The 22,054-nt window shown below is 43.1% G+C and carries 20 protein-coding genes, 1 tRNA gene, 1 pseudogene and 2 riboswitches; of the genes and pseudogenes, 11 read left to right on the forward strand and 11 right to left on the reverse strand.

The features are described from left to right. Positions 1 to 6: 6 nt before the first annotated feature. From BLR93_RS08235 to BLR93_RS08260, 6 genes are all read right to left on the reverse strand, one after another. Positions 7 to 603, reverse strand: coding sequence for a DUF6305 family protein (locus BLR93_RS08235; protein ID WP_093213136.1), 597 nt, complete (start codon positions 601 to 603; stop codon positions 7 to 9). Positions 604 to 769: 166 nt separating this feature from the next. Next, positions 770 to 1,672, reverse strand: coding sequence for a nickel transporter permease (gene nikC / locus BLR93_RS08240; RefSeq protein WP_425440932.1), 903 nt, complete (start codon positions 1,670 to 1,672; stop codon positions 770 to 772). 27 nt (positions 1,673 to 1,699) lie between these two features. Beyond that, positions 1,700 to 2,704: an ABC transporter permease gene (locus tag BLR93_RS08245; protein ID WP_093213141.1), complete on the reverse strand. Its 1,005-nt coding sequence runs from the start codon at positions 2,702 to 2,704 to the stop codon at positions 1,700 to 1,702. A 168-nt stretch (positions 2,705 to 2,872) separates the two neighbouring features. Continuing rightward, positions 2,873 to 4,513 (reverse strand): ABC transporter substrate-binding protein, encoded by a 1,641-nt coding sequence (locus BLR93_RS08250; RefSeq protein ID WP_093213143.1) that lies wholly within the window; start codon positions 4,511 to 4,513, stop codon positions 2,873 to 2,875. Between the two features lie 44 nt (positions 4,514 to 4,557). Continuing rightward, positions 4,558 to 5,544, reverse strand: coding sequence for an ABC transporter ATP-binding protein (locus BLR93_RS08255; protein ID WP_093213146.1), 987 nt, complete (start codon positions 5,542 to 5,544; stop codon positions 4,558 to 4,560). Next, on the reverse strand, positions 5,541 to 6,542 hold the full coding sequence (locus BLR93_RS08260; protein WP_093213149.1) for an ABC transporter ATP-binding protein: 1,002 nt from the start codon (positions 6,540 to 6,542) through the stop codon (positions 5,541 to 5,543). The genes BLR93_RS08255 and BLR93_RS08260 overlap by 4 nt, the downstream gene beginning before the upstream one ends. Before the next feature lie 331 nt (positions 6,543 to 6,873). On the opposite strand from BLR93_RS08260, the pseudogene BLR93_RS18280 reads away from it, so the two are divergent. Continuing rightward, positions 6,874 to 7,272: pseudogene (locus BLR93_RS18280) on the forward strand (IS1595 family transposase); the annotation flags it as partial. Between the two features lie 27 nt (positions 7,273 to 7,299). On the opposite strand, the gene BLR93_RS08270 reads toward BLR93_RS18280, so the two are convergent. The 5 genes from BLR93_RS08270 to BLR93_RS08290 form a co-directional block, all read right to left on the reverse strand. Beyond that, positions 7,300 to 7,677 carry a hypothetical protein gene (locus BLR93_RS08270; protein WP_093213151.1) on the reverse strand — a complete coding sequence of 126 codons (378 nt, stop codon included), beginning with the start codon at positions 7,675 to 7,677 and terminating at the stop codon, positions 7,300 to 7,302. 145 nt (positions 7,678 to 7,822) lie between these two features. Next, positions 7,823 to 8,011, reverse strand: a complete 189-nt coding sequence (locus BLR93_RS08275; protein ID WP_093213153.1) for a hypothetical protein — start codon at positions 8,009 to 8,011, stop codon at positions 7,823 to 7,825. Positions 8,012 to 8,194: 183 nt separating this feature from the next. Then, positions 8,195 to 8,270: transfer RNA gene (locus BLR93_RS08280), tRNA-Arg, on the reverse strand. A gap of 224 nt (positions 8,271 to 8,494) precedes the next feature. After that, on the reverse strand, positions 8,495 to 8,653 hold the full coding sequence (locus BLR93_RS08285) for an aspartyl-phosphate phosphatase Spo0E family protein (protein ID WP_093213155.1): 159 nt from the start codon (positions 8,651 to 8,653) through the stop codon (positions 8,495 to 8,497). A gap of 115 nt (positions 8,654 to 8,768) precedes the next feature. Next, complete coding sequence (locus BLR93_RS08290) at positions 8,769 to 9,593, reverse strand: manganese catalase (protein ID WP_093213157.1); 825 nt, start codon at positions 9,591 to 9,593, stop codon at positions 8,769 to 8,771. Positions 9,594 to 9,832: 239 nt separating this feature from the next. Beyond that, positions 9,833 to 9,939, forward strand: a riboswitch (SAM riboswitch). A gap of 175 nt (positions 9,940 to 10,114) precedes the next feature. Here BLR93_RS08290 and metX point away from each other — a divergent pair. The 10 genes from metX (at position 10,115) to BLR93_RS08340 (ending at position 22,007) form a co-directional block, all read left to right on the forward strand. After that, positions 10,115 to 11,200: a homoserine O-acetyltransferase MetX gene (gene metX, locus BLR93_RS08295; RefSeq protein ID WP_093213159.1), complete on the forward strand. Its 1,086-nt coding sequence runs from the start codon at positions 10,115 to 10,117 to the stop codon at positions 11,198 to 11,200. Between the two features lie 83 nt (positions 11,201 to 11,283). Continuing rightward, positions 11,284 to 11,395: riboswitch (SAM riboswitch) on the forward strand. A gap of 82 nt (positions 11,396 to 11,477) precedes the next feature. After that, complete coding sequence (locus BLR93_RS08300; RefSeq protein WP_093213161.1) at positions 11,478 to 13,262, forward strand: PLP-dependent aspartate aminotransferase family protein; 1,785 nt, start codon at positions 11,478 to 11,480, stop codon at positions 13,260 to 13,262. A gap of 23 nt (positions 13,263 to 13,285) precedes the next feature. Continuing rightward, complete coding sequence (locus BLR93_RS08305; protein WP_093213163.1) at positions 13,286 to 14,290, forward strand: aliphatic sulfonate ABC transporter substrate-binding protein; 1,005 nt, start codon at positions 13,286 to 13,288, stop codon at positions 14,288 to 14,290. 24 nt (positions 14,291 to 14,314) lie between these two features. Then, the gene (locus BLR93_RS08310; protein ID WP_093213165.1) at positions 14,315 to 15,160 is read left to right on the forward strand and encodes an ABC transporter permease; all 846 of its coding nucleotides are present in this window, start codon (positions 14,315 to 14,317) and stop codon (positions 15,158 to 15,160) included. A gap of 12 nt (positions 15,161 to 15,172) precedes the next feature. Beyond that, the gene (locus BLR93_RS08315; RefSeq protein WP_093213167.1) at positions 15,173 to 15,907 is read left to right on the forward strand and encodes an ABC transporter ATP-binding protein; all 735 of its coding nucleotides are present in this window, start codon (positions 15,173 to 15,175) and stop codon (positions 15,905 to 15,907) included. Positions 15,908 to 15,936: 29 nt separating this feature from the next. After that, on the forward strand, positions 15,937 to 17,619 hold the full coding sequence (gene acsA, locus BLR93_RS08320) for an acetate--CoA ligase (protein WP_093213170.1): 1,683 nt from the start codon (positions 15,937 to 15,939) through the stop codon (positions 17,617 to 17,619). Positions 17,620 to 17,647: 28 nt separating this feature from the next. Beyond that, a complete protein-coding gene (locus tag BLR93_RS08325; protein ID WP_093213172.1) occupies positions 17,648 to 18,874 on the forward strand; it encodes a homoserine dehydrogenase in 1,227 nt (408 codons plus the stop codon). 346 nt (positions 18,875 to 19,220) lie between these two features. After that, positions 19,221 to 19,886 carry an NUDIX hydrolase gene (locus BLR93_RS08330; RefSeq protein WP_342720373.1) on the forward strand — a complete coding sequence of 222 codons (666 nt, stop codon included), beginning with the start codon at positions 19,221 to 19,223 and terminating at the stop codon, positions 19,884 to 19,886. 83 nt (positions 19,887 to 19,969) lie between these two features. Beyond that, positions 19,970 to 20,785 carry a lipid II flippase Amj family protein gene (locus tag BLR93_RS08335; protein WP_093213177.1) on the forward strand — a complete coding sequence of 272 codons (816 nt, stop codon included), beginning with the start codon at positions 19,970 to 19,972 and terminating at the stop codon, positions 20,783 to 20,785. Between the two features lie 868 nt (positions 20,786 to 21,653). Next, positions 21,654 to 22,007 carry a DUF2200 domain-containing protein gene (locus BLR93_RS08340; protein WP_093213180.1) on the forward strand — a complete coding sequence of 118 codons (354 nt, stop codon included), beginning with the start codon at positions 21,654 to 21,656 and terminating at the stop codon, positions 22,005 to 22,007. Positions 22,008 to 22,054 lie beyond the last annotated feature (47 nt).

Consider the following 22,054-nt stretch of genomic DNA (forward strand, 5'->3'; position numbering starts at 1 on the left):
TATCAACTATCGAAATGCAGAATTGAAGGGTGTATTTATATCATCCAGTTCATTAACTAATGTAATAGGAACATGGGAAGCCTGCAGTAAATCAATCATCTGGTGTTTTCTGCTGAAAGTTTTAAGGCCAATGAAATAATCAGCAAATGGGGCAGTTATCTCGAGTAATTCAGATGTGTGGCGGTCTTCTCTTTTGTCGCCTGTTATATGCATGATAATGACAGGCACGTTCATATGTTCTGCTTCTTCTAGAAGTAACCTTGTTCGTTGTTTCTCTTCTGAGAATGTCCGGCTTTTATACTTTAGGCCGTTAGCGCTGCTGCCGACAGCAATAACGAGAGTATTATAATCATATAAGTCAGAAGCCAGTGCTCTTGGCCGGTAGTCTCCTTCTAAATGTAACTCTTCGGCAATTTTTGCAAGGATCATATTCTCGGGTGCTTGTCCAGCCGATGTCAGCAATATTTTCTCTTTCCCGATAGGGGCAGGAAGGTTCGGGTAGGTGTTGAAAGAATTGCTGGATTCGGTCTTACCTGTAAAAGGCTGCAGCATTAATAAGGTGCCAAGAAAAAAGCAGACGAACACGATACTGGATTTCTTCATTACACATAGCCTCCTAGCTGGAAACATGTTTCTGCACCGAGCTCTTGTATTTCTCAGTGGGTTTAAAAAAGGTAAAGCTTGGCAGCTTTACCTTCTATTCTACACGATAGAGATTTATAAGTTTAGATGAAAGATAAGTATCTGTGAATCTCCAAGACTAGTTGATCTATTGCTTCAAACGGGGATCCAAGGCATCCCGTAGCCCATCGCCAAATAAATTGAAGCCCAGCACAACAAAAAAGATAGCGAGACCCGGGAATGCTACCACCCACGGGGCAGTTTGCAGCGCAGCCCTGCCATCGCTAAGCATGGCTCCCCATTCTGGAGAAGGCGGCTGGGCACCCATTCCTAAAAAGCTTAACCCTGCAGCATCAAGAATAGCTGTGCCAACACTAAGTGTAGCCTGTACAATGATAGGCGCCAGGCAGTTGGGCAGCACATGCTGAAATAATATACGGTTATTTTTTGCTCCGATAGCTCTGGCTGCTTCGATATATTCCGTTTCTTTTACGGATAGGACAGTGGAACGGACAATTCTGGCAAACTGCGGAACTCCGACAATTCCCACTGCAATCATTGCATTAGTTAAACTAGGGCCAAGGACAGCCACAAGGGCTATAGCTAATAGGATGCTGGGAAAAGCCATCATAATATCGATAATCCGCATAATGACCTGGTCAATCCATCGGCCGAAGTAACCGGCAATCCCTCCCAGCAGTATCCCGATAACAGCCGATATTCCAACGGCAATCACTCCAATTTGGATGGAGATACGTGTCCCGTACACAATACGGCTGAATATATCCCGCCCTAGTTCATCGGTACCCAGCCAATGTTCGGCAGAGGGGGCAAGGTAACGATTTAATAATTGCTGATCAGTCGGACTGTGGGTGGCTACAATGGGAGCCATGATTGCAATGACAATTAATAGTAAAATAATGCATAGACCAATAAAAGAGGTCTTGCTCTTTACTAATCTGGAAAGAGCATCAAGCCAAAGGCTGGAAGATTTGGCAGACGCGTTGTTTTTTGGTCCTGGTAATTCCGGTGGATTTGTCGTTTGCGGCAAAGCTGGCATGATAGTTCACTTCCTTTCTTAATCGTAGCTGATTCTCGGGTCGAAATATTTGTATAATATATCAGTAATCAGATTAACGATGACAAAAATAACAGCGATAATCAAAATAGTGCTTTGGACGACAGGATAATCCCTTCCCATTACTGCCAGGTACACATAACGGCCAATGCCTGGCCAGGAAAATATTGTTTCCGTCAGAACAGCACCGCCCAGCAGCAGGCCGAATTGAAGACCGATGACGGTCAATACTGGTAAAAATGCATTTTTGAGCGCGTGCTGGAAGACGATTAAATGCCGTGCTAATCCTTTGGCGTTGGCAGTACGTATGTAATCCTGCTTCATGACTTCCAGCATGCTTGAGCGTGTCATCCGTGCAATAATCGCCATTGGAATTGTTCCTAACGCTACGCCTGGCATAATAAGGTGGGATAATACGTCCTTAAATGCAGCCCAGTTTCCAGTTATTATACTGTCCAGCAAGTAAAAATTCGTTATCGAATTTAATTCGATATTATTAGATATTCTTCCGGAGGCTGGCAGAATATTTAACTGAACCGAGAAAAACCAAATCATCATCAGTCCCAACCAAAAGATAGGAAGTGAAACTCCAAACAGCGCACCAGTCATACTTAGATTGTCAAACCAGGAATACTGCTTAACCGCAGCTATTACGCCGGCTAGAATACCTATTGATATAGCCAAAACCATGGCGAATACTGTCAATTCCATTGTAGCTGGCAGCCGGTTCATGATTTCAATGCTGATGTCTTCTTTGGACTTGACTGATTCCCCTAAATCACCCTGAAGAATGCTTCCTGCGAATCTGCCATACTGTACAATATACGGATCATTTAATCCCAATTCTTCCCGCAGCTGCTCCAGCTGTGACTCCGTTGATTTCTCTCCAAGCATACTTTTAGCCGGGTCTCCCGGAATTAAGTGAATGAGAGAAAAGGTCAGGATCGATACCCCGAGAAGTACCGGAATGAGCATGACGAGCCGTCGCAAAATATACTTAACCATGACATTCCCTCCATTTAGACCAATGAAATTCAAAGATCTTTTGTTTAAATGTTACAAATAAAGCGGCGGTTCTGCTGATAACTTATGGTTCAGTATTTTCTTAAATAAGAAGTTACCTTTGAAACAGCCAAAGGTAACTTCTTTCCATAAGGTTCGTGGCTTTAACGTTTAGTTATTGATATCCAGGAAGTTGAATGGTTCACTTCCAGTTGGATGCGGCAGGTAATCGACCACGTCTTTATTAGCCGCCAGTGGTGGTGTTGTATGGGCGATCGGGAACCAAGGCGCATCTTCATGGATAAGTTCTTGAGCTTGCATATATAACTCCGAACGTTTGTCTTGATCCATTTCTGTTTGTGCCTGTTTTAACAAATCGTGGACTTCATCATTTTTATAGAAGGCAATATTACCGGCAGAGCCTAATTTTGCATTGTCTTTATCCAGCAATACATATAAGAAGTTATCAGGATCGCCATTATCGCCAGTCCATCCTAAAAAGGCCATATCATGTTCGCCGTTTTCGGTAGCAGCTAAATGACTATCCCAATCGTTTTCCACGATTTCTACTTCAATATTTACTTCGGCAAGCATTTCTTGAATAGCTTGAGCAGTTACTTTCGGCTGCGGCAGGTATGGGCGCGGATTCGCCATAGAATAAAGCGTGACTTTGAATCCGTCTGCATAACCAGCTTCAGCTAGCAGTCGTTTAGCTTCTTCAACGTCAAACCCGTAATCCTCTACATCATCGTTATATCCCCATAAAGAAGGAGGCATCGGGTTTTTGGCAGCTTTACCAACCCCTTCAAATAATGTAAGCAATTTTTCTTTATCGATGGCCAGATTGATTGCCTGGCGGACTTCTTTTTCGCCCATGGGGCCGTCTTGATCTGTATTCATTGCCATATAGCTGACATTCATCGAAGGTCTGCGGATAATTTGCAAGTTTTCATCTGACTCCGCTTGTTGAATGTCCTGCGGGTTCAGACCGTTCATCACATCAATGGATCCTGATTGGAGTTCCATGAAACGAGCGCCATTATCAGGTATTGTCCGGAAAATAACCTTGTCAATTTTAGCTGGTTCACCGAAATAGTCATCGTTTTTCACTAAAGTGATATTGTCATCTTTCACCCATTCTTCAAAAACAAATGGACCAGTTCCAACTGGATTCTTAAAGTAATCCTCGCCATGTTCTTCTACAGCTTCAGGGCTTGCTATTCCGAATGGCGGCATGGCAAGGGTGAATAAAAATGGTGCATTTGGTTCGGATAAAGTGAATTTAACTTCATAATCTCCTGTGGCTTCTACCTTTTCAATTATTCCTTTCAAATTATCTTCTGTCGCTCCAAACATATATCCATAGTAGATGAAATCAGCAGAAGTGGCCCAGCGTTCAAAGTTGAACACGACATCCTCAGCGGTAAAATCGGTACCGTCATGGAAGGTTACATCATCGCGTAATTGGAAGGTCCAGACGAGGCCGTCTTCACTGGTTTCCCATTCAGTGGCTAAAGATGGGCGGACTTCCGTATTTTCTTCCTTGTAGCGGACAAGCGTATCATAGACCTGGTTCGTGACATAGATGGATTCCCCGTCTGTTATTTGAGAAGGATCCAGCTGCACTGAATCAGCGCCTCTGCCAAAGACAAGCGTCTTTTCACCTTCACTGCCTTCTGCATCGTCGCTTGCTTCCGCGGTTTCATCTCCGGTATCCTCTTCCGTGCCGGCTTGATCGTTACTGCAGCCGCTGACTGTTAAAACAACTAATAAGAGCAGGCCAAACAATGTCCACAATCCTTTTTTATTCATAATTTTCCCCCTTAAAAAATTTATATAAGAATTGGCATAGAACATTAATGCTCTAATGCCACTTCCTTAACAAAATGGCAGGCAGCTTGTTGTCCGCCCGATGATACTTGTTTCAAAAGCGGGTTGGAGGTCCGGCAGATTTCTTCTGCGTAAGGGCATCTAGTGTGAAATTTACATCCGAGCGGCGGGTCAGAAGGCGAAGGGAGGTCTCCCTTTATAAGAATTCTTTCCCGGGATAGCTCAGGATCCGCTTCCGGTATTGCTGAAAGCAGTGCCTGGGTGTACGGATGCTTAGGATGGCTATAAAGCTCCTCCACCTCGCCGATTTCAACAATTTGTCCGAGGTACATAACAGCAACCCGGTCACTAATATGGTGGACCACACTCAAATCATGAGCGATAAATATGTAGGTAAGATTAAATTCTTGCTGAAGATCCTCCATTAAATTGATTACCTGTGCCTGGATCGAGACATCTAACGCTGAAACTGGTTCATCGCAAATGACTAAATCCGGATCAAGAGCCAGTGATCTGGCAATGCCGATGCGCTGACGCTGGCCCCCGCTGAATTCATGCGGGTAACGCTGCTTATGGTAAGAACTTAAACCAACTACATCCAACAGGCGATCAAGTTTCTTTTTCCTTTGCTGTTTTGGCAGGTTAAAAATTTTCATCGGTTCCGTAATGATTTGTTCGATGGTTTTCCTTGGGTTTAATGAAGCATAGGGATCTTGGAAAATCAGCTGCATATCCCTCCGCAATTTCCGCAGTTTTTCGCCGCGGTAACCGGTTATGTCTTCTCCTTTAAAGCGAATTTCCCCTTCTGTAGGCTCGAGAAGTTTTAAAATAGCTCGTCCAGCCGTCGATTTACCGCAGCCGCTCTCGCCGACAAGACCAAGCGTTTCCCCTTGCTTGACTTGAAAGGAAATTCCGTCCACTGCTTTCACTGCCCCGTTTTGTTTTTTTAAAAGCCCTCCGTTATTTATAGGAAAGTGTTTTTTTAGGTTTTTCACTTCAAGTAAAGTGCTCATTCTGACACCACCTTTTCTGTCTCTTCCTCGTATAGCAGACAACGGACATGGTGGTTGTTCCCATGTTCAATCAATACTGGATCAGTAGTTAAGCAGATTTCCGTTGCCTGTGAACATCGGGGAGCAAAACTGCATCCCCCTGGAAGAGCGCGTAGGTCGGGAGGAAGCCCCTCAATTGCTTCAAGTTTTTCTTTTTTCGCAGAAATTTTCGGAATGGAATTCATCAGCCCTAGTGTATAGGGATGTTTAGGCTGTTTGAATAAACTTTTTTTGTCGGTATATTCCACTGGTTTTCCTGCATACATCACCATTACTCGATCGCACACTTCCGAAACGACACCTAAATCATGGGTGATCATGATGATGGCCATTCCCAGTTCTTTCTGCAGCTTTGCCAGCAGCTCGAGTATTTGGGCTTGAATGGTAACATCCAGAGCAGTTGTCGGCTCATCGGCAATCAGTACCTCTGGATTACAAGCTAGTGCCATTGCAATCATGACTCTTTGCCTCATACCACCACTGAATTCGTGGGGATAATTTTTTAACCTGCCCCTTGCCTCAGGAATGCCGACTAACTCCAACAGTTCGACCGCGCGATTTCTTGCCTGCTGTTTATTCAAGTTTTCATGGACAAGGATGGTTTCCACCATCTGTTTTTCAATTGTGAAGACCGGATTAAGTGAGGTCATGGGATCCTGGAATATCATAGATATTTCTTTTCCGCGAATTTTCCTCATTTGCTTCTCCGACTTATTGAGAAGATTTTCCCCTTTAAATAAAACTTGGCCATCGACAATTTTTCCAGGAGGAGAGGGGATTAACCGCATAATAGACATAGCAGTAATACTTTTTCCGGAACCAGACTCTCCGACGATTCCAAGTGTCTCTCCCGGCTTGATATCAAAATGTACTCCATCAACCGCTTTTACAACACCAGCCTTGGTAAAAAAATGGGTATGTAATTGTTTGACCTCTAAGATAGGAGTTTCCTCTTTCATGCTCGCCCTCCTTACGAAATGTTTGCATAAGTCAAACTTTTCTGAATTATCTATTCATTATACAGACTATGAAACAGAATTGGTTTTTTTCTCTTTTTTCTCAAAAAAAAGAAATTAACTTTGAAAGGGATAAGAATCGGAGGATAAATACAAGCATAAAATAAGGATTCCAGCATGTTGCTGAAATCCTTTGAATGAATGCGATCGGAGAGATTCGAACCCCCGACACGGTTTATTTATTTTTTTGCTACACGATTTGCTTCTGGAATTACTTGTGTTCATTGCAGGAGTAGATCTGTTAAGTCTAATGGTATATATCGTTCTTGATAACGGTTTCGATCGATTGCAAGGAATTATAGAAAGTGATGAAACCTTCTTCCGTGAGTTCTTAAAAGGAAAGCGGGAAATCACACATAGAAGGACAAAAAAAACGTGTTGAAAAAGATAAGAAAAGAGGAATTTCTAACCTTAAAATCGCTGTTGTTGTAGCACAAGATAGAAATAGTAATATGATTGCTCGAAAAGCTTGAACAGGACGTGTTAAAGCCTAAGAAATCGACACTTTGTTTAGGAGTTTATTTACCCGCCTGCTTTGTTATACACTGATACAGCAACGAGGCTCGAATTAGGTAAGGATTTAGCGTTTGATAAACGAGTAGAGCAGATGGTTATTTCAGCGTGTCAAAAGTCTAATGACAATACCGTCAATATGTTAAAAAGAAGTGCATAAAAAAGACCTCTCATAAAGAAGTCAATCTTACTTATTGTCTATAAATGTACGAACCAACATCGTTCCTGCTAAAACCGATAAAATCATATGTGTTTCAGGTAGTAAAAAGATGTTAGGATAAATGTCCTGCGATACTCCATACCATCTCATCCAATAAATATTTGGTATAAAGACAAGAATAGATAAAATCAATGTTGGAATAAGAAGTTTCCAATTAAAGTTAATTCGTCCATTAAAAAGGCTCCTTAAACCTTTCCATTCCATCAATACACCAAATAGGAATGCCCACAAAGACATTGTTATAAGTAGGGTTTTAGTATCTTCTGATGCTCTTTGCGAAGCTATTTGAAGGTCATAATAATTACCAACCATTAAATAAAGTAAAATTATCATTCCTAAAATCACTGCTGAAACACCTAAAATCTTTTTATTAATAACAAAACCTCCCTTAATATATCCATACGGTTTAGAAAGCCTAAAGTTTGAATATCAATTTGATTTTATCAGAAAATTCAACTTATACAAAGATTATACTAAAAGCAACAATCTGTTAGAAAACAGCCTTTTTTTGCTGTTTGCTGTTCCCGCAGAGTGAAAAAAGACGCCGCAAGGGCGCCTTGTCTGCGTATAAATCCGAATGGTTGCCGGACTTTACTTTTTGCGGCTGAACCTCGCGCCGTTTGACGACGCCATTTCGCTTCATTGACGTAATAGCTTTCTTACTTCCGTTTTTAGGCATAAAAATAACCTCCCGTATTATTTTACGAAAGGTCGCGAACAATGGCCGGTAATGGGACGGTAACTTGTCGAAAAAGAGGCTGACGGAAATTATGTTCCGTGTCTATCCGGATACCCACCGGAGACGATTACACCTAATCTTTCGGGAGAGAATACCGTCATACCAACGATTATGTACGTTGAGTGCGCTCGGAGGGATTCGAACCCCCGACAGACGTGGTACCGGAAACCACCGCTCTATCCAACTGAGCTACGAGCGCATAATAATATTGTTAATAAATCACTGTATGTTTTCGTCTCCTGCGGACCGAAACATCGCCAACTCCCTAAAGCGAGTATTATCAGCGACTGACAACGACTATTATACGATAAACGAAAGTTCAATGCAAGCGCAAAAAAGCAAACAAATAATAGACGGCACTGACTATGCTCGATAATAAAGAGAAAAGAGGATAAAAGTAAAATCTACTACTATTATTCCAATCTATTTGTTTCTTTTTTGGCTGTCCAGCTGATTAATGGCTTTATCCAAGGTTTGGGAAATTTCGATCACCTTTGGGCTGCTTGGGTCTTGTTTGTACGCTTCGTACATTTTCTCTCTCAAGCATTCTATTTTTTGTTCGAGTTCTTGTGAATAAACCATATGCTCCTCCAAAACGAATTAATGTGAAAATATGTTTACCCTCAAATGTTTCTATAAAAACGAAAAAATAGGCTTGTGCTTGGAATCAAAGCACAAGCCTATCCTATCGAATCTATTATTTATCGAGAGGAGGTGTGGAATGCACATATGGCGGTGCCGGTTTTAATTCGGGTTTGCCGCCATAGCCAACTGGGCTGCTCTCATATTGGAACTCATGGCCGTCTGGTGCATTGCCTGTTGCCCATGCGCCGCGTGCACTGTCTTCTCCTTCTGAAAAGTTATAAAGTTTGTGGGAGAAATCCATTGCTTCCCATTCATCAGGCACAGTAGTTGGAGCAATTTTGCCGCCTTCTTTTTCCTCTAACTCCTGTAAGGCTGCCATCCATTGGTTTTGATGCATGGTGTCTCTGGCAAGGAGGAAGGAAAGCATATCTTTTACTCCGCGATCTTCGGTTAATTCATAAAGACGTGCTACTTGCAGTCTTCCCTGAGACTCTGCATTCAGGTTGGCGCGCATATCAGCCATTAGGTTTCCGCTGGCGATGATATATCCTGCACTCCATGGTACCCCGGCGCTGTTTTCAGGGGTAGCTCCCAGGCCGGAAACAATCGCATGGTGTGGATTCATTCCTCCCATTATCGCGCCGATTACAGGATCTTTGGCAGCTTTCTCTTGCTCATTGATTGGTGCGCCATCTAATAGGCGTGCAACCATCGTGGCAATCATTTCCACATGGCCCAGTTCTTCGGTACCTGTGTCCATAATTAAATCCTTATATTTTTCATTGCCGCGGGTATTGAACCCTTGGAATAAATATTGCATAGCTACTGACATTTCGCCAAATTGGCCGCCGATAATCTCTTGTAATTGCTTCGCGAAAACTGGATCAGACTTTTCTGGTTTGGCATGGAACTGAAGTTCTTTTTTGTGAAAAAACAAGTTAAAAACCACCTTTTTAAGTATTTTTCCAGAATCGGTTGCTCTTCATACTATTTTTTTGAATTTGTGGCAACGGGCCCGTCTGCCGTAATTATCTCTTCCCATTCGGGTAATAAGATAAACTATAGAAAAGTTTTTTCTTGATAATAATTATAAAAAGTGTGAATAGGCAGAAAACATATTGACAGGATAAAAATGCCATGCTAGAATTCTTGTTAACCAAAACGAAATATTGTGAATACTTATCCAGAGAGGTGGAGGGACTGGCCCGATGAAACCCGGCAACCATTAAGCATAGCTTAAAAAGGTGCCAATTCCTGCTAAGCGGAAGCTTGGAAGATAAGGAGCGAAATTTATTATTTATGCCTCTCTATCTTCTAGAGAGGCATTTTTTAGTTGGCTAGCGGTATGGATTCGTGAATTCAATGCCAATCAAGCGCCGCTGGCCCGAAAATACGTTGAATAAAAACTGATAAAAAAAGCTTGTTATTTGAAAAGATGAAAGGTGGAGGAACCGTTGTATGGAAGTAAAAACGGCTGCAGCAAGAAAAACCGGCAAAGTGTCCATCGGCGACTTAACACTGGAATCAGGGACATTGCTGAGGGATGTTGAACTATCTTACGAACGAGTTGGCCAGATCGATGCCCCAGCCATTTTAATATGCCACGCACTTACCGGGAGCCAGTATGCAGCAGGTGACCAGGAGAATCAAGGGTATTGGGCCGGAATGATTTACTCCGGCGGCTACATCGATACAGATAGGTTCCAGGTGATCTCCTTCAATGTCCTTGGCGGATGCAATGGATCTACAGGTCCTTTAAGTACGAACCCTGACACCGGAGAACCTTACCAGGCTAAATTTCCTTTTATTACTGTCCGGGACATGGTGCAAGCTCAATATAAGGCGTTGAAGAAGTTGGAAATAGACCATATGGCAGCCGTGATGGGTGGATCACTGGGTGGAATGCAGGTGTTGGAATGGGGAGTAATGTATCCTGAAATGATGGATCAGTTATTTCCGCTGGCAGTAACACCGTACCTAAGCGACTATGCGATAGCCTTCAATAACATTGCCAGATTAGCAATTCTGCGGGACCCGAATTGGAATAACGGCAATTACTCGGAAATGGCGATTCCAGAGAGCGGATTAAGCCTGGCGAGGATGGTTGGTATGATTACCTATCGCTCCGGAGATTTGTTTAATGAGCGTTTTTCCAGAAAACAGCGGGCTCCTGCCGGCAATTTTCATGATGAAATTGCCTACGAAGTCGAGTCCTACCTTGATTACCAAGGCAAAAAATTGACCAAACGTTTTGATGCGAATAGCTACCTTTACTTGCTTAAGGCTATGGATACACATGATATTGGCAGGGGAAGAGGCGGCTGGCAGCAGGCTGCTTCATATATCAAAGCCCCTGTAACAGCACTTGGTTATAGCGGCGATTTATTATTTCCGCCGACTGCTTTGCAGGAGTTAGTCGATCAATTAGCCGAGTCAGCAAAACCAGCTGAGTATACCCATGTAGAAACCCGGTTTGGCCATGATGGCTTTTTGGTTGAGTTTTCTAAATGGGGCGATGTTATTAAAGAAAAGCTGGAACGCTGATCAAAGGAGAAAGAAAATAAAAAATATTTTGACAAATACATTTGATTTTTAGTAAAGTAATTATTAGAAAAATTGAATACGGACTCTTATCCAGAGAGGCAGAGGGACTGGCCCGATGAAGCCCGGCAACCATCAAATCGATCCGATTTGAAAAGGTGCTAATTCCTGCAGGAGATTAATCCTGGTAGATAAGAGGAGGCATATGCATTTTAAAACCCTCTTCTTATGAAGAGGGTTTTTTATTGGAGAAAAGGAAAAGTACAGGAGGAATTTATTTATGGCACATACTTACGATTTAGAAACATTATCCCTTCACGGCGGGCAGTCTCCGGACCCAACAACCGGGTCAAGGGCTGTACCTATCTATCAAACAACTTCCTATGTGTTCCATGATACGGAGCATGCGGAAAGATTATTCGCACTAGATGAACCAGGTAATATTTATTCACGGCTGGGCAACCCTACCGTCGATGTATTTGAAAAACGGCTGTCATTGTTGGAAGAAGGAGTGGCTGCAGTCGCAACCTCTTCCGGTATGGCTGCTATCACTCTTTCTATATTGAATCTGGCAAGCGCTGGAGATGAAATTGTCGCTGCTGCCAATTTATATGGAGGAACCTACAATTTATTTTCCACGACTCTACCAAGATACGGAATTAACGTAAGATTTGTGGATCCAGCTGACCCTGAGAATTTCCGGGCGGCAATTACGGATAAGACAAAAGCGGTATATGGAGAGATCATTGGTAATCCAAGCCTGCATGTACTTGATGTGGAAAGGGTTGCTGATATAGCTCATGAGAATGGAGTACCGTTTATTATCGATAATACATTTGCTACGCCACACTTATGCAAGCCAATCACATTAGGAGCGGATATCGTGGTCCATTCAGCAACGAAGTGGATCGGAGGACACGGCACTTCGATTGGCGGAGTTATCGTTGATGGCGGCAGGTTTGATTGGAACTCAGAAAAATATCCGCAATTCACAGAACCGGACCCTAGCTATAACGGAATTCGTTATGCGGTCGATTTTGGCACACTTGCTTTCAGTACAAAGGTCCGAGTACAACTGCTACGGGATTTTGGTTCAAGTCTTAGTCCTTTTAACGCTTTCTTACTATTACAAGGATTGGAAACACTGCATTTGAGAGTAGAACGGCATAATCAAAATGCTCTTGAATTGGCGGAGTACTTGCAAAGCCATCCAGCAGTAGAGTGGGTTTCATACCCTGGTTTAGATAACCATCCATCCCACGAGCGTAGTAAACAGCTGTTGAATAATGGGTATGGATCAATTGTTAATTTCGGTATTAAAGGCGGAAAAGAAGCTGGCAGAAAATTAATTGATAATGTTGCTTTATGGTCGCATTTAGCCAACGTTGGAGATGCAAAGTCATTGATCATCCATCCAGCATCTACTACCCATCAGCAATTATCGGTAGAAGAGCTGGCTGCTACGGGAGTCAAGGAGGAGCTTGTCAGGCTTTCGGTAGGGATAGAATCAGTAAGAGATCTGATAAACGATTTGGACACTGCGCTGAAAAAGGCCACGGGAGAAGGTGACCCAGCAGATAGCAGGATTGTTATCAATGATGAAGGAGTTATTCGGTGGGCATTGCAATCTCCGCAGGAAAAAGTAGTAAAGGATGGCAAAGAAGTGCAGCGGCAAAAGACACTGGCCATCGTCGGATTAAGCGGAAAGGAAGCAAGGCCGAGTCACCGGCTGGCACGAAAAATGCAGCGGCTTGGCTATAAAATCATCCCGGTAAATCCGCGGGAAACGGAAATTTTGGGAGAAAGAGCATATCCAGACTTACAAAGCATTCCGGAACCGATTGATATTGTGCAAGTTTTCAGAAGCCCTGAAGCAGCTATCGGAATTGCTAAAGAAGCAGCCGAGGTCAGGCCGAAAATCTTTTGGTTACAAGAAGGGGTTGTATCGGAGCAAGCTGCGAATATTGCCAGAGACGCCGGGCTCGAGGTCGTGCATAACCGTTGTACTTATAAAGAAGCACAGCGGCTGCGCGGCACAATCACCACTTATGCTTGTGAAATATAAGAATAGAAGGGAAGCGAAAATAGATGAAACGAATTCCGTTAATAGATATCAGAAGTTTTTTGGCTATAACAGTGTTAGGGGCGTTGGTAATCCTTGCTGTCGGCTGCTCTTCCAGCGCCAGCTCGGAAGGAACGCCCGAAAAAATCAGACTTGATTATGCTTATTATTCTCCTACTAGTCTTGTACTGAAAAAGTTTGGCTGGGCAGAAGAAGAATTCGAAGAAGAAGGAATCGAAATTGAATGGGCATTAAGCCAGGGAAGCAATAAAGCACTCGAGTTTTTAAATAGCGACAGCGTCGACTTCGGATCAACTGCTGGTGCAGCAGCATTGATGTCGAAAGCGAACGGCGCCCCTATTAAAAATGTCTACATCTATTCCAAACCGGAATGGACTGCGTTGGTCGCAGGGAAAGACTCCGATATTTCCAATTTAGCCGACTTGAAGGGGAAAAAGGTAGCGGCAACGCTGGGAACAGATCCATATATTTTCCTGCTGCGTGCGTTTGAAGCAGAGGGAGTGCCTCCAAAAGATGTGGAAATCGTCAACCTGCAGCACGGTGACGGAGCATCTGCACTGACATCCGGGCAGGTTGATGCATGGGCAGGACTTGATCCGCATATGGCCAGATTGGAACTGGAATCGGATGCTGAGCTTTTTTATCGAAATCCTGACTTTAATACGTACGGTTTCTTGAATGTCCGCGAGGAGTTTGCCGAAAAGCATCCGGACTACGTTAACCGTGTGATCAACGTTTACGAAAAAGCTAGAAAATGGGTCCAGGATAACCCGGAGGAAGCTGCTAAGTTATTGGCTGAGGAAGCAGAAATTAAAGAGGAAGTCGCGGTCAAACAGCTGGAAAGAAACGATTTTTCCGAGCCTGTTCCCGGCGAAGTACAACGGGAAGCATTGGTAGAGGCAGGAAAAGTGCTGCAGGAAAGCGAGACGATTGATCCGGAGGCCAATATCGAAGAATTGACAGACGAACTGATTGATCCATCTTTTGCAGAAGAAACGATATCGGAATAAACAAGTCGGAGAGGAGGAGCATCTATGGCAAAAAATCAAAGTGAAGTGAGCGGCATCTTCACCGCAGGAAGCAAGAGCAAGCCATCGGCGGCTAAACCAAAGAATCCGTTCACCCATCCTCTTTTATTGGGAAGTATTTTTCCGCTTTTGTTGGTGGTTGTGTGGGAAGTGTTAAGCCGCTTGGAAGTCTTTCCCGCCTACCAGCTTCCTGCTCCGTCCGTTATTTTAGGAACAATTGCAGGGATGGCGGAAGACGGCACGCTCTGGGGACATGTCTTCATTACCAGCTACCGGGTGCTGATGGGATTTTTGCTTGGAACGGCGGCAGCTGTCGTACTCGGTTCGTTGGTTGGGTTTTATAAGCATGCGGAGGCATTGTTCGATCCGCTTATCCAGGCGTTTCGTTCCATCCCTTCCCTTGCCTGGGTCCCGCTGTTCATCTTATGGATGGGAATCGGCGAACCGTCCAAAATTGCCATGATTGCTGTCGGTGTCTTTTTTCCGGTCTATTTAAATATTGTCAGTGGCATAGGAGGCGTCGACCGAAAGTTGATCGAAGTAGGGAAAATGTATGGACTGAATATGTTCCAGCTGGTGCGAAGGATTATTCTGCCAGCATCTCTTCCTTCTTTCTTGGTCGGACTTCGCAGCGGTTTAGGATTGGGCTGGATGTTTGTCGTTGCAGCAGAGCTGATGGGTGCGAGCCAGGGACTTGGATATTTACTGGTCGTCGGCCAGAATACACTCGCTCCGGAAACCATCATAGCCAGTATTGTCTTGTTCGCCGTGATTGGGAAGCTGTCGGACTGGATCCTGAAAAAACTGGAGACCCGGACCTTGCACTGGCAAGACCGGGCTGCAAAATCGTAAGGAGGTAAAGCGATGAGTTTGCAATTAGAAAGGGTCGGGAGGACATTTGCAGGAAAACCTGCTGTTCAGGATGTCTCCTTCCGTGCGGAACCTGGGGAAATTATCGGCCTTCTCGGAACGAGCGGCTGCGGAAAAAGTACGCTGCTGCGTGCCATATCGGGCCTTGACAATGCATATGACGGGGTTATTGAGATTAATGGGAAAAAAGTGAATGGCATACAGAAGACGACTGGTTTTATGTTTCAAGAACCCCGACTACTGCCTTGGTTAAATGTTCTCGACAATGTCACCTTCGGTCTTGAGGGAAACAGAGAGGAAAAGCAAAAGAAGGCAGGCCGTTACTTGGAAAGTGTCGGACTTGCAGGCAATGAAATATTATATCCAAAACAACTTTCAGGCGGAATGGCCCAGCGGGTGGCGATTGCCCGAGCACTTGCAACGTCGCCGGAAATTCTACTGCTGGATGAACCGTTCAGTGCCCTTGATGCGTTTACCAAAATGCAGCTGCAGGATTTGCTGCTTGAAGTGTGGAGGAGTTACCGGTCGACAATGGTGCTGGTAACACACGATGTGGATGAAGCAGCTTATTTATGCGACCGGATCATTGTGCTGCGGGGCCAGCCGGGGACGGTGGAACGGGAAATCGCGATTACAGAATCTAGACCGAGAGAAAGGGGAAGCAGTGAATTGGCTGCTTATAAGGCTGAAATACTTGCCAGCTTGGACTTAACAACAGAGACAGCTTGACCAAGCTGGATACATAGAGGAGGTTCAACATGACAGGAAAGGACTTAAAAATACTTGAAGCCGATAAAGGCGTACACAACTTAACAGACTATCGCCGTGTAGCTGCAGCTTTTACCTGGGAACAAGCCGCAGAACAGCTAAGCCTTTTCAAAACCGGCAAATGGAATGCCGCTTACGAAACGATCGACCGTCACGTTGCAGAAGGATATGGAAACAAGACTGCTTTGTATTTTGTCCAGGATGAATACAAAGAGAGCTACACGTTCGCGGAGGTAAAAGAAAAAACAGATCACTATGCCCGGGTGTTGAAGGAACAGGGTGTCGGCAAGGGAGACCGCGTATTTGTGTTCCTTCCGAAAACCCCGGCCTGCTATTTTTCCATCCTGGCTATCATCAAAATTGGTGCCATTGCTGGACCTTTGTTTGAAGCTTTTATGGAAGAGGCCGTAAAAGACCGGATCAATGACTGCAGTGGAACTTTCTTGATTACGGACAATGAGCTTGTCCGCCGTGTACCTCAACCAGAAATCCCCAGCTTAAAGACCGTATTGTTGGTCAATCAAATGGAAGCAGCCAATCCGGCGGCTTTGACTGATGAAGAGCTGGTCGAATGGGTCGAGCCGGAGGATGGTATGTTGATTCATTACACAAGCGGTTCGACAGGAAAACCAAAGGGTGTGTTACATGCACACCGAGCTGTCGTCCATCACTTTCAATCCGGACTCTGGGTATTGGATATCCAGGAAGACGACGTATATTGGTGTACCTCCCATCCTGGCTGGGTTACGGGCAGTGTTTATGGTTTGTTCGCCCCATGGCTGAACCGGGCGGCTGTTGTCATTCAGGCTGGCCGGTTTCGGGCGGAAACCTGGTATCAAATCATTGAAGACTTCGGCGTCACGATTTGGTACAGTGCTCCTACCGCTTTTCGCATGCTGATGGCGCAGGGAGATTTACACAAACAATATAACCTGAAGTCACTCCGCCACATTTTAAGCGTCGGAGAACCCTTGAATCCAGAGGTGATCAACTGGGCCTGGGACAATTTATCATTAAGGATTCATGATACGTGGTGGATGACCGAAACGGGCGGCCATTTGATTGTCAATCTTCCGTCAGAGCCGATTAAGCCGGGTTCTATGGGGCGGCCATTCCCTGGAATTACGGTCGGTATATTGGACGAAAGCGGAAAAGAACTTCCAACCGGATCGATTGGCCAGCTTGCCATCCGTACTCCGTGGCCGGGGCTGATGAAAGAAATTTGGGGGAACCGTGATAAATTTTCTTCCTATTTTTTATATGAAGGCTGGTATGTGTCCGGTGATTTGGCTGTAAAGGATGAGGATGGCTATATCTTTTTCCAAGGCAGAAGCGATGACATGATCAATTCAGCGGGCGAGCGCATCGGCCCATTCGAAGTGGAAAGCAAGTTGATTGAACATCCTGCGGTTGCAGAAGCGGGAGTGATCGGCAAGCCAGATCCTCTGCGCGGCGAACTGGTAAAAGCATTCGTCACCTTGCGTTCTGGTTACGAAGAAACACCCGAGCTGCTGGAAGCGTTACGCGTTTTTGTCAAAGAGCATTTGGCAGCACATGCCGCTCCACGGGAAATAGAAGTAGTTGCAGAACTGCCCAAAACTAAAATAAGCGGAAAAATTTTACGCAGGGAACTAAAACAGCGGGAGCTCGACAAGGTTAGCGCAACCTCTTAACACAGCTTGAAGGAACAGGAGGAAAAGTATGACGACAATCAAAGTAGCTTTACTCGGCTTTGGGACAGTAGGCAGCAGCGTTTACCAAATCCTTCAATCACAACAAAGCAAGTTTGAAAGATTAATAGGTAGAAAAGTGGAAATCGTTGGGGTCTTGATTCAAGACGAAACAAAACAACGTGATATCGCCGATGGTATTCTTGTAACCTCTTCCTTCGAAGAGCTGATCAATGTCTCTGACATCGACGTGATCATCGAAGCGATAAACGGCATAGAACCTGGAGCCGGTTATTTGCACAAAGCCTTGGAAAAAGGGGTCCACGTGGTGACCGCCAATAAAGAGCTTCTTGCTCATGAAGGGAAATCATTACGGGAAACCGCTGATACCGGGAATGCCCAGCTCAAATATGAAGCAGCGGTAGCGGGGGGAGTACCGATAATAGGGACACTGCAACAGCTGTTGCAGGTGAACTATATTTCCAATGTGGAAGCCATTTTAAATGGGACATCCAATTACATCCTGACTGAAATTGCAGAAAACAAGGTAAGCTTTCAAGAAGCGCTGCTCACTGCACAAAAGCTTGGCTATGCTGAAGCAGACCCCGGTAATGACGTGGATGGATGGGATGCCTTTTATAAGCTGATGATTTTGAGCGATTTATTGCTTGGAGACCAGCCGGACTGGACGCAAGTGACACGGCGTGGAATACGCGGTATCACGCTTGCCGACATTCAGGCTGTCGAAACTGCTGGATGGCGAATCAAGCATATTGCCAGTCTTCAGTTCAATAAAGGGAAAGCACAGCTTCGTGTCGAGCCAAGGGCGGTGCCGCAAGGACATTCACTGTACGAGGTAGCAGGAGTAGATAACGCTGTTGCCATCGAAGGTGATCTTGCCGGCAACTTAAAACTACAGGGGCCAGGGGCCGGAGCACTGCCTACTGCAAGTGCCATTTTGGAAGATTTCGTCCAATTGTATAAGAAATCAGACAACCGCAAACCTGTAATTGATACTACATTTTCAGCAGAAGATTCCAACCGATTGCAGGATTGGCTGATTACAGCCCCATCCATACCGCAAACTGCCGCTGTTAAACAGTATTGGAGTGGCAAGGAGGCAAACTCCAACACCTACCTGCTTTCCGCTACTGCGGAAGAGCTGAAGAACTTGCTGCAGGCGGGTGAAATCCACAACTTCTTTAGAGTGGCGGGAGCAAGACAGGAGATTTCGGACACTTTTCCGGTTCCGATTTGACTGTTTCTTCCTATTTTACAACTGCTTAATATGTGAATTACAGGCTTAAGGAAGTAGAGAAAAAAGGTAGTGGATACTCGATATATCCACTACCTTTTTCCGTGTGTTAATCTACAAACTTCCAGGTTGTAGATTAACTCTTGTATTTCGTAGTAGACTTATACTGCGCAGTAAGTTATTTCCATAATTGCGGAAAATAGGATTAATATTGCTTTATCTTCTGGTATGATTTAAGTAAGAAGATCTATGATTTTGTGAAGTTATTCACTTAAACTAACGGTCAGTTTAGTGAAAGAAGGAATTTTGGAAAAAAATAAGATTAATATTCTTATCGAGTGTATTGAATGTGAATTTTACCTGGATTGGGAACAGCATTTATGGCAATGGTTATTATTGTTTTACTTATTCTATTTATGATGACTTTAGACACAGGTGTTTGGTGGAAAGGTCTAAAAGGATTTTCAAGAAAGAGTTTCTGGAACAAGCAAAAACGCTTATTTTACTATTGAGCAGTAATCTTGAAGAGAAATCACAAATTATAAGGAGTTTTTCAGAGAATATGGACTATGTTAAGGATTTAAGAAAAATAGTTGGGAACAGACCTTTAATATTAACAGGTTCGGTGGTCTTACTATTAAATGAGAACAATGAGTTGTTATTGCAACATAGGACTGACGGTGGTTGGGGATTGCCTGGTGGTCTTATGGAATTAGGTGAAAGCTTAGAAGATACTGCAAGAAGAGAAGTAAAAGAAGAAACAGGACTTGATATAGGAGAGCTAAATCTGTTAGGTGTATTTTCAGGTAAAGATTATTATTTTAAGTTATCAAACGGAGATGAACTTTATTCTGTAACCGCAGTGTATATCTCAAAAGAAATAAACGGTAGTATTGAAATTGATGAAAAAGAATCTTTTGATGTCCAATATTTTAATCTTAATGAATTACCAGATGGTTTAACAGAAGAATATCGAAGTTATATAGAGCCGTACTTAGAACAATTAACTAAGTAATATTTCTCTCAGGTTAGGCAAAAATAAAATGAATTTTATGGTAAAATTAGGGTATTAAATTGATTGACAAAGAGGGTAACTGAATGGAATTCTTAACTGAAAAATTATTATTTATAGCTTTGTTTATTTTTATTATCCATTCGATAGAAACTCTAGCTTATGCTGTGAGGTTATCAGGTGCAAGAGTTAAAATGATAGCGTCAGCTTTATCTCTCTTTAACATAATGGTTATCGTATCCAGATTAGCAAATATGATGCAACAACCTTTCACTGGTAGTCTAATTGATACTGCTCCAAAAGAACATGCTCTGGAGTTTGTAGAAACCCAATTTCGAATACTCATTGGTGCATCAACGGTTGGAACAGTATTTGGCATAATTCTACTTCCTACTTTTATAGCATTATTTTCAAGAGCAATCATTCATTTATCAGAGGAAAAAGGTTCTGTACCTTCCTTAATAAAAAGGATATTTTCTTTACAGTACATAAAGCGTGGCATAACACATTTAAGTCTACCGAAGTTTTCATACTTGCAGGAAACTGGAGTAAAGGATATTCCAATAAAACTATTTTGTGTAAATATGATAATAACAGCAATCTATACAATCGGTGTATTATCTGCACTATATGCAGCTTTATTAGCTCCTGAAAGAGCTTCTACCGCAATCATGGCATCAGGTTTAATAAACGGGATTGCAACAATACTATTGGTTATTTTTATTGACCCAAAGATATCTGTAATAGCAGATGATGTTGTTAATCAAAGAGGTAGTTACAAAAAGCTAAAGAATATGTCGTTGATGATGGTAACTTCAAGGTTGTTAGGCACAATGCTTGCTCAATTGTTGTTCATTTTGGGAGCACAATATATAGCTTGGTTTTCAAAATTCATTGTGTAAACGTTCTTCAATTAACGGGGGCAAACATTGAATAAGGGGTTGCCGCATCTTGACAACTCCTATGAGGCAGGGTAGTAAAAGAAGTAAAGCAAGATGTAAATGAAAAATAAATGTTACTGGCGTCGTGCTTAAAATGAATATAAAACCATTTTTGTACCACTCTTGTTTAGTAGTGGTTGAAGCAGGAATTATTGGAGCTAGTTGGAATATTACTAGAAATGAGTTTGTGTTTGTTACTTTTCTTTTTATGTTACTATTACATTGCTTTGTGGGAATTTTATTTACCAATCATCACTCTTGGTATAAAAATTTATATTGATATTGTATCTATTGTTTTTTAATTCCCTTTCTTGTACATCTTAGGTTAACTACCCTTTAGTTACATTTTACCTTCTGTACTTTTATGGTTAGGTTAGAGAGTAAATTAATAACCTGTATTTTTATATAAGCATGGTGGACAGGGGGATGGTGCCTATGACCTCATTTCATGGCCCATCAAGAGCAACGAATTTCAAAATTTATGAGAATCATTGCAATCGATCAAAGAGGGGTGTTTTGATCAGATTCAATCGAAGATGAAAGTCATTTGGAATTCATGATTTGGTGGATGGCTATGAAGCTATTCGTAAGCAACTGGGTATAAAAAATGAGGGAGCATCGGCCATACTTTTGACGGATATGAGGCTGTACAATACTAAACAAATTACCCTGAAAACGTGACATACATTTTGCTAGAGTATCCGATGTTTGACATGGGGAATTCTAGAGCGCTCACTGATTACGGGACTGGAGTACGAATAACTAGAGATGCTTCCCAACTACTTTTCGTGATAATATAAAGAAAAACCTAGATACGAGGATGGGAATCATGTCCAAACATAAGATTTATACAATGAGTTTCGCAAGTGTGTATCCCCATTATGTTAAGAAGGCGGAGAAAAAAGGACGTACGAAAACAGAAGTCGATGAAATCAATCGTTGGTTGACTGGGTATAGGCAGGATGGGTTAGAAGCGCAACTGGAAAAACAAACAGACTTTGAGACCTTTTTCGCGGAAGCTCCCCGAATGAATCCGTCGCGGAATTTGATCAAAGGTGTGATCTGTGGTGTCCGGGTGGAAGACATCGAAGAACCAACTATGCAGGAAATTCGCTATTTAGATAAACTGATCGATGAATTAGCAAAGGGAAAAGCGATGGAGAAAATTTTGCGTAAAAATTAATTTTAACGATGAATTGAAATAGACTTCAATGGGCCTATAAGTTCTTT

This window comes from Sediminibacillus albus (genome assembly GCF_900101125.1).
GTDB lineage: Bacteria > Bacillota > Bacilli > Bacillales > Amphibacillaceae > Sediminibacillus > Sediminibacillus albus.

What these genes read in the sequence shown, in the direction of transcription:
- BLR93_RS08245 (WP_093213141.1), bottom strand. Translation starts at nt 2,704, where the DNA reads ATGGTTAAGTATATTTTGCGACGGCTCGTCATGCTCATTCCGGTACTT.
- BLR93_RS08250 (WP_093213143.1), bottom strand. Translation starts at nt 4,513, where the DNA reads ATGAATAAAAAAGGATTGTGGACATTGTTTGGCCTGCTCTTATTAGTT.
- BLR93_RS08315 (WP_093213167.1), top strand. Translation starts at nt 15,173, where the DNA reads ATGAGTTTGCAATTAGAAAGGGTCGGGAGGACATTTGCAGGAAAACCT.
- BLR93_RS08310 (WP_093213165.1), top strand. Translation starts at nt 14,315, where the DNA reads ATGGCAAAAAATCAAAGTGAAGTGAGCGGCATCTTCACCGCAGGAAGC.
- BLR93_RS08275 (WP_093213153.1), bottom strand. Translation starts at nt 8,011, where the DNA reads ATGCCTAAAAACGGAAGTAAGAAAGCTATTACGTCAATGAAGCGAAAT.
- BLR93_RS08300 (WP_093213161.1), top strand. Translation starts at nt 11,478, where the DNA reads ATGGCACATACTTACGATTTAGAAACATTATCCCTTCACGGCGGGCAG.
- BLR93_RS08335 (WP_093213177.1), top strand. Translation starts at nt 19,970, where the DNA reads ATGGAATTCTTAACTGAAAAATTATTATTTATAGCTTTGTTTATTTTT.
- metX (WP_093213159.1), top strand. Translation starts at nt 10,115, where the DNA reads ATGGAAGTAAAAACGGCTGCAGCAAGAAAAACCGGCAAAGTGTCCATC.
- BLR93_RS08260 (WP_093213149.1), bottom strand. Translation starts at nt 6,542, where the DNA reads ATGAAAGAGGAAACTCCTATCTTAGAGGTCAAACAATTACATACCCAT.
- BLR93_RS08305 (WP_093213163.1), top strand. Translation starts at nt 13,286, where the DNA reads ATGAAACGAATTCCGTTAATAGATATCAGAAGTTTTTTGGCTATAACA.
- acsA (WP_093213170.1), top strand. Translation starts at nt 15,937, where the DNA reads ATGACAGGAAAGGACTTAAAAATACTTGAAGCCGATAAAGGCGTACAC.
- BLR93_RS08235 (WP_093213136.1), bottom strand. Translation starts at nt 603, where the DNA reads ATGAAGAAATCCAGTATCGTGTTCGTCTGCTTTTTTCTTGGCACCTTA.
- BLR93_RS08255 (WP_093213146.1), bottom strand. Translation starts at nt 5,544, where the DNA reads ATGAGCACTTTACTTGAAGTGAAAAACCTAAAAAAACACTTTCCTATA.
- BLR93_RS08340 (WP_093213180.1), top strand. Translation starts at nt 21,654, where the DNA reads ATGTCCAAACATAAGATTTATACAATGAGTTTCGCAAGTGTGTATCCC.
- BLR93_RS08325 (WP_093213172.1), top strand. Translation starts at nt 17,648, where the DNA reads ATGACGACAATCAAAGTAGCTTTACTCGGCTTTGGGACAGTAGGCAGC.
- BLR93_RS08285 (WP_093213155.1), bottom strand. Translation starts at nt 8,653, where the DNA reads ATGGTTTATTCACAAGAACTCGAACAAAAAATAGAATGCTTGAGAGAG.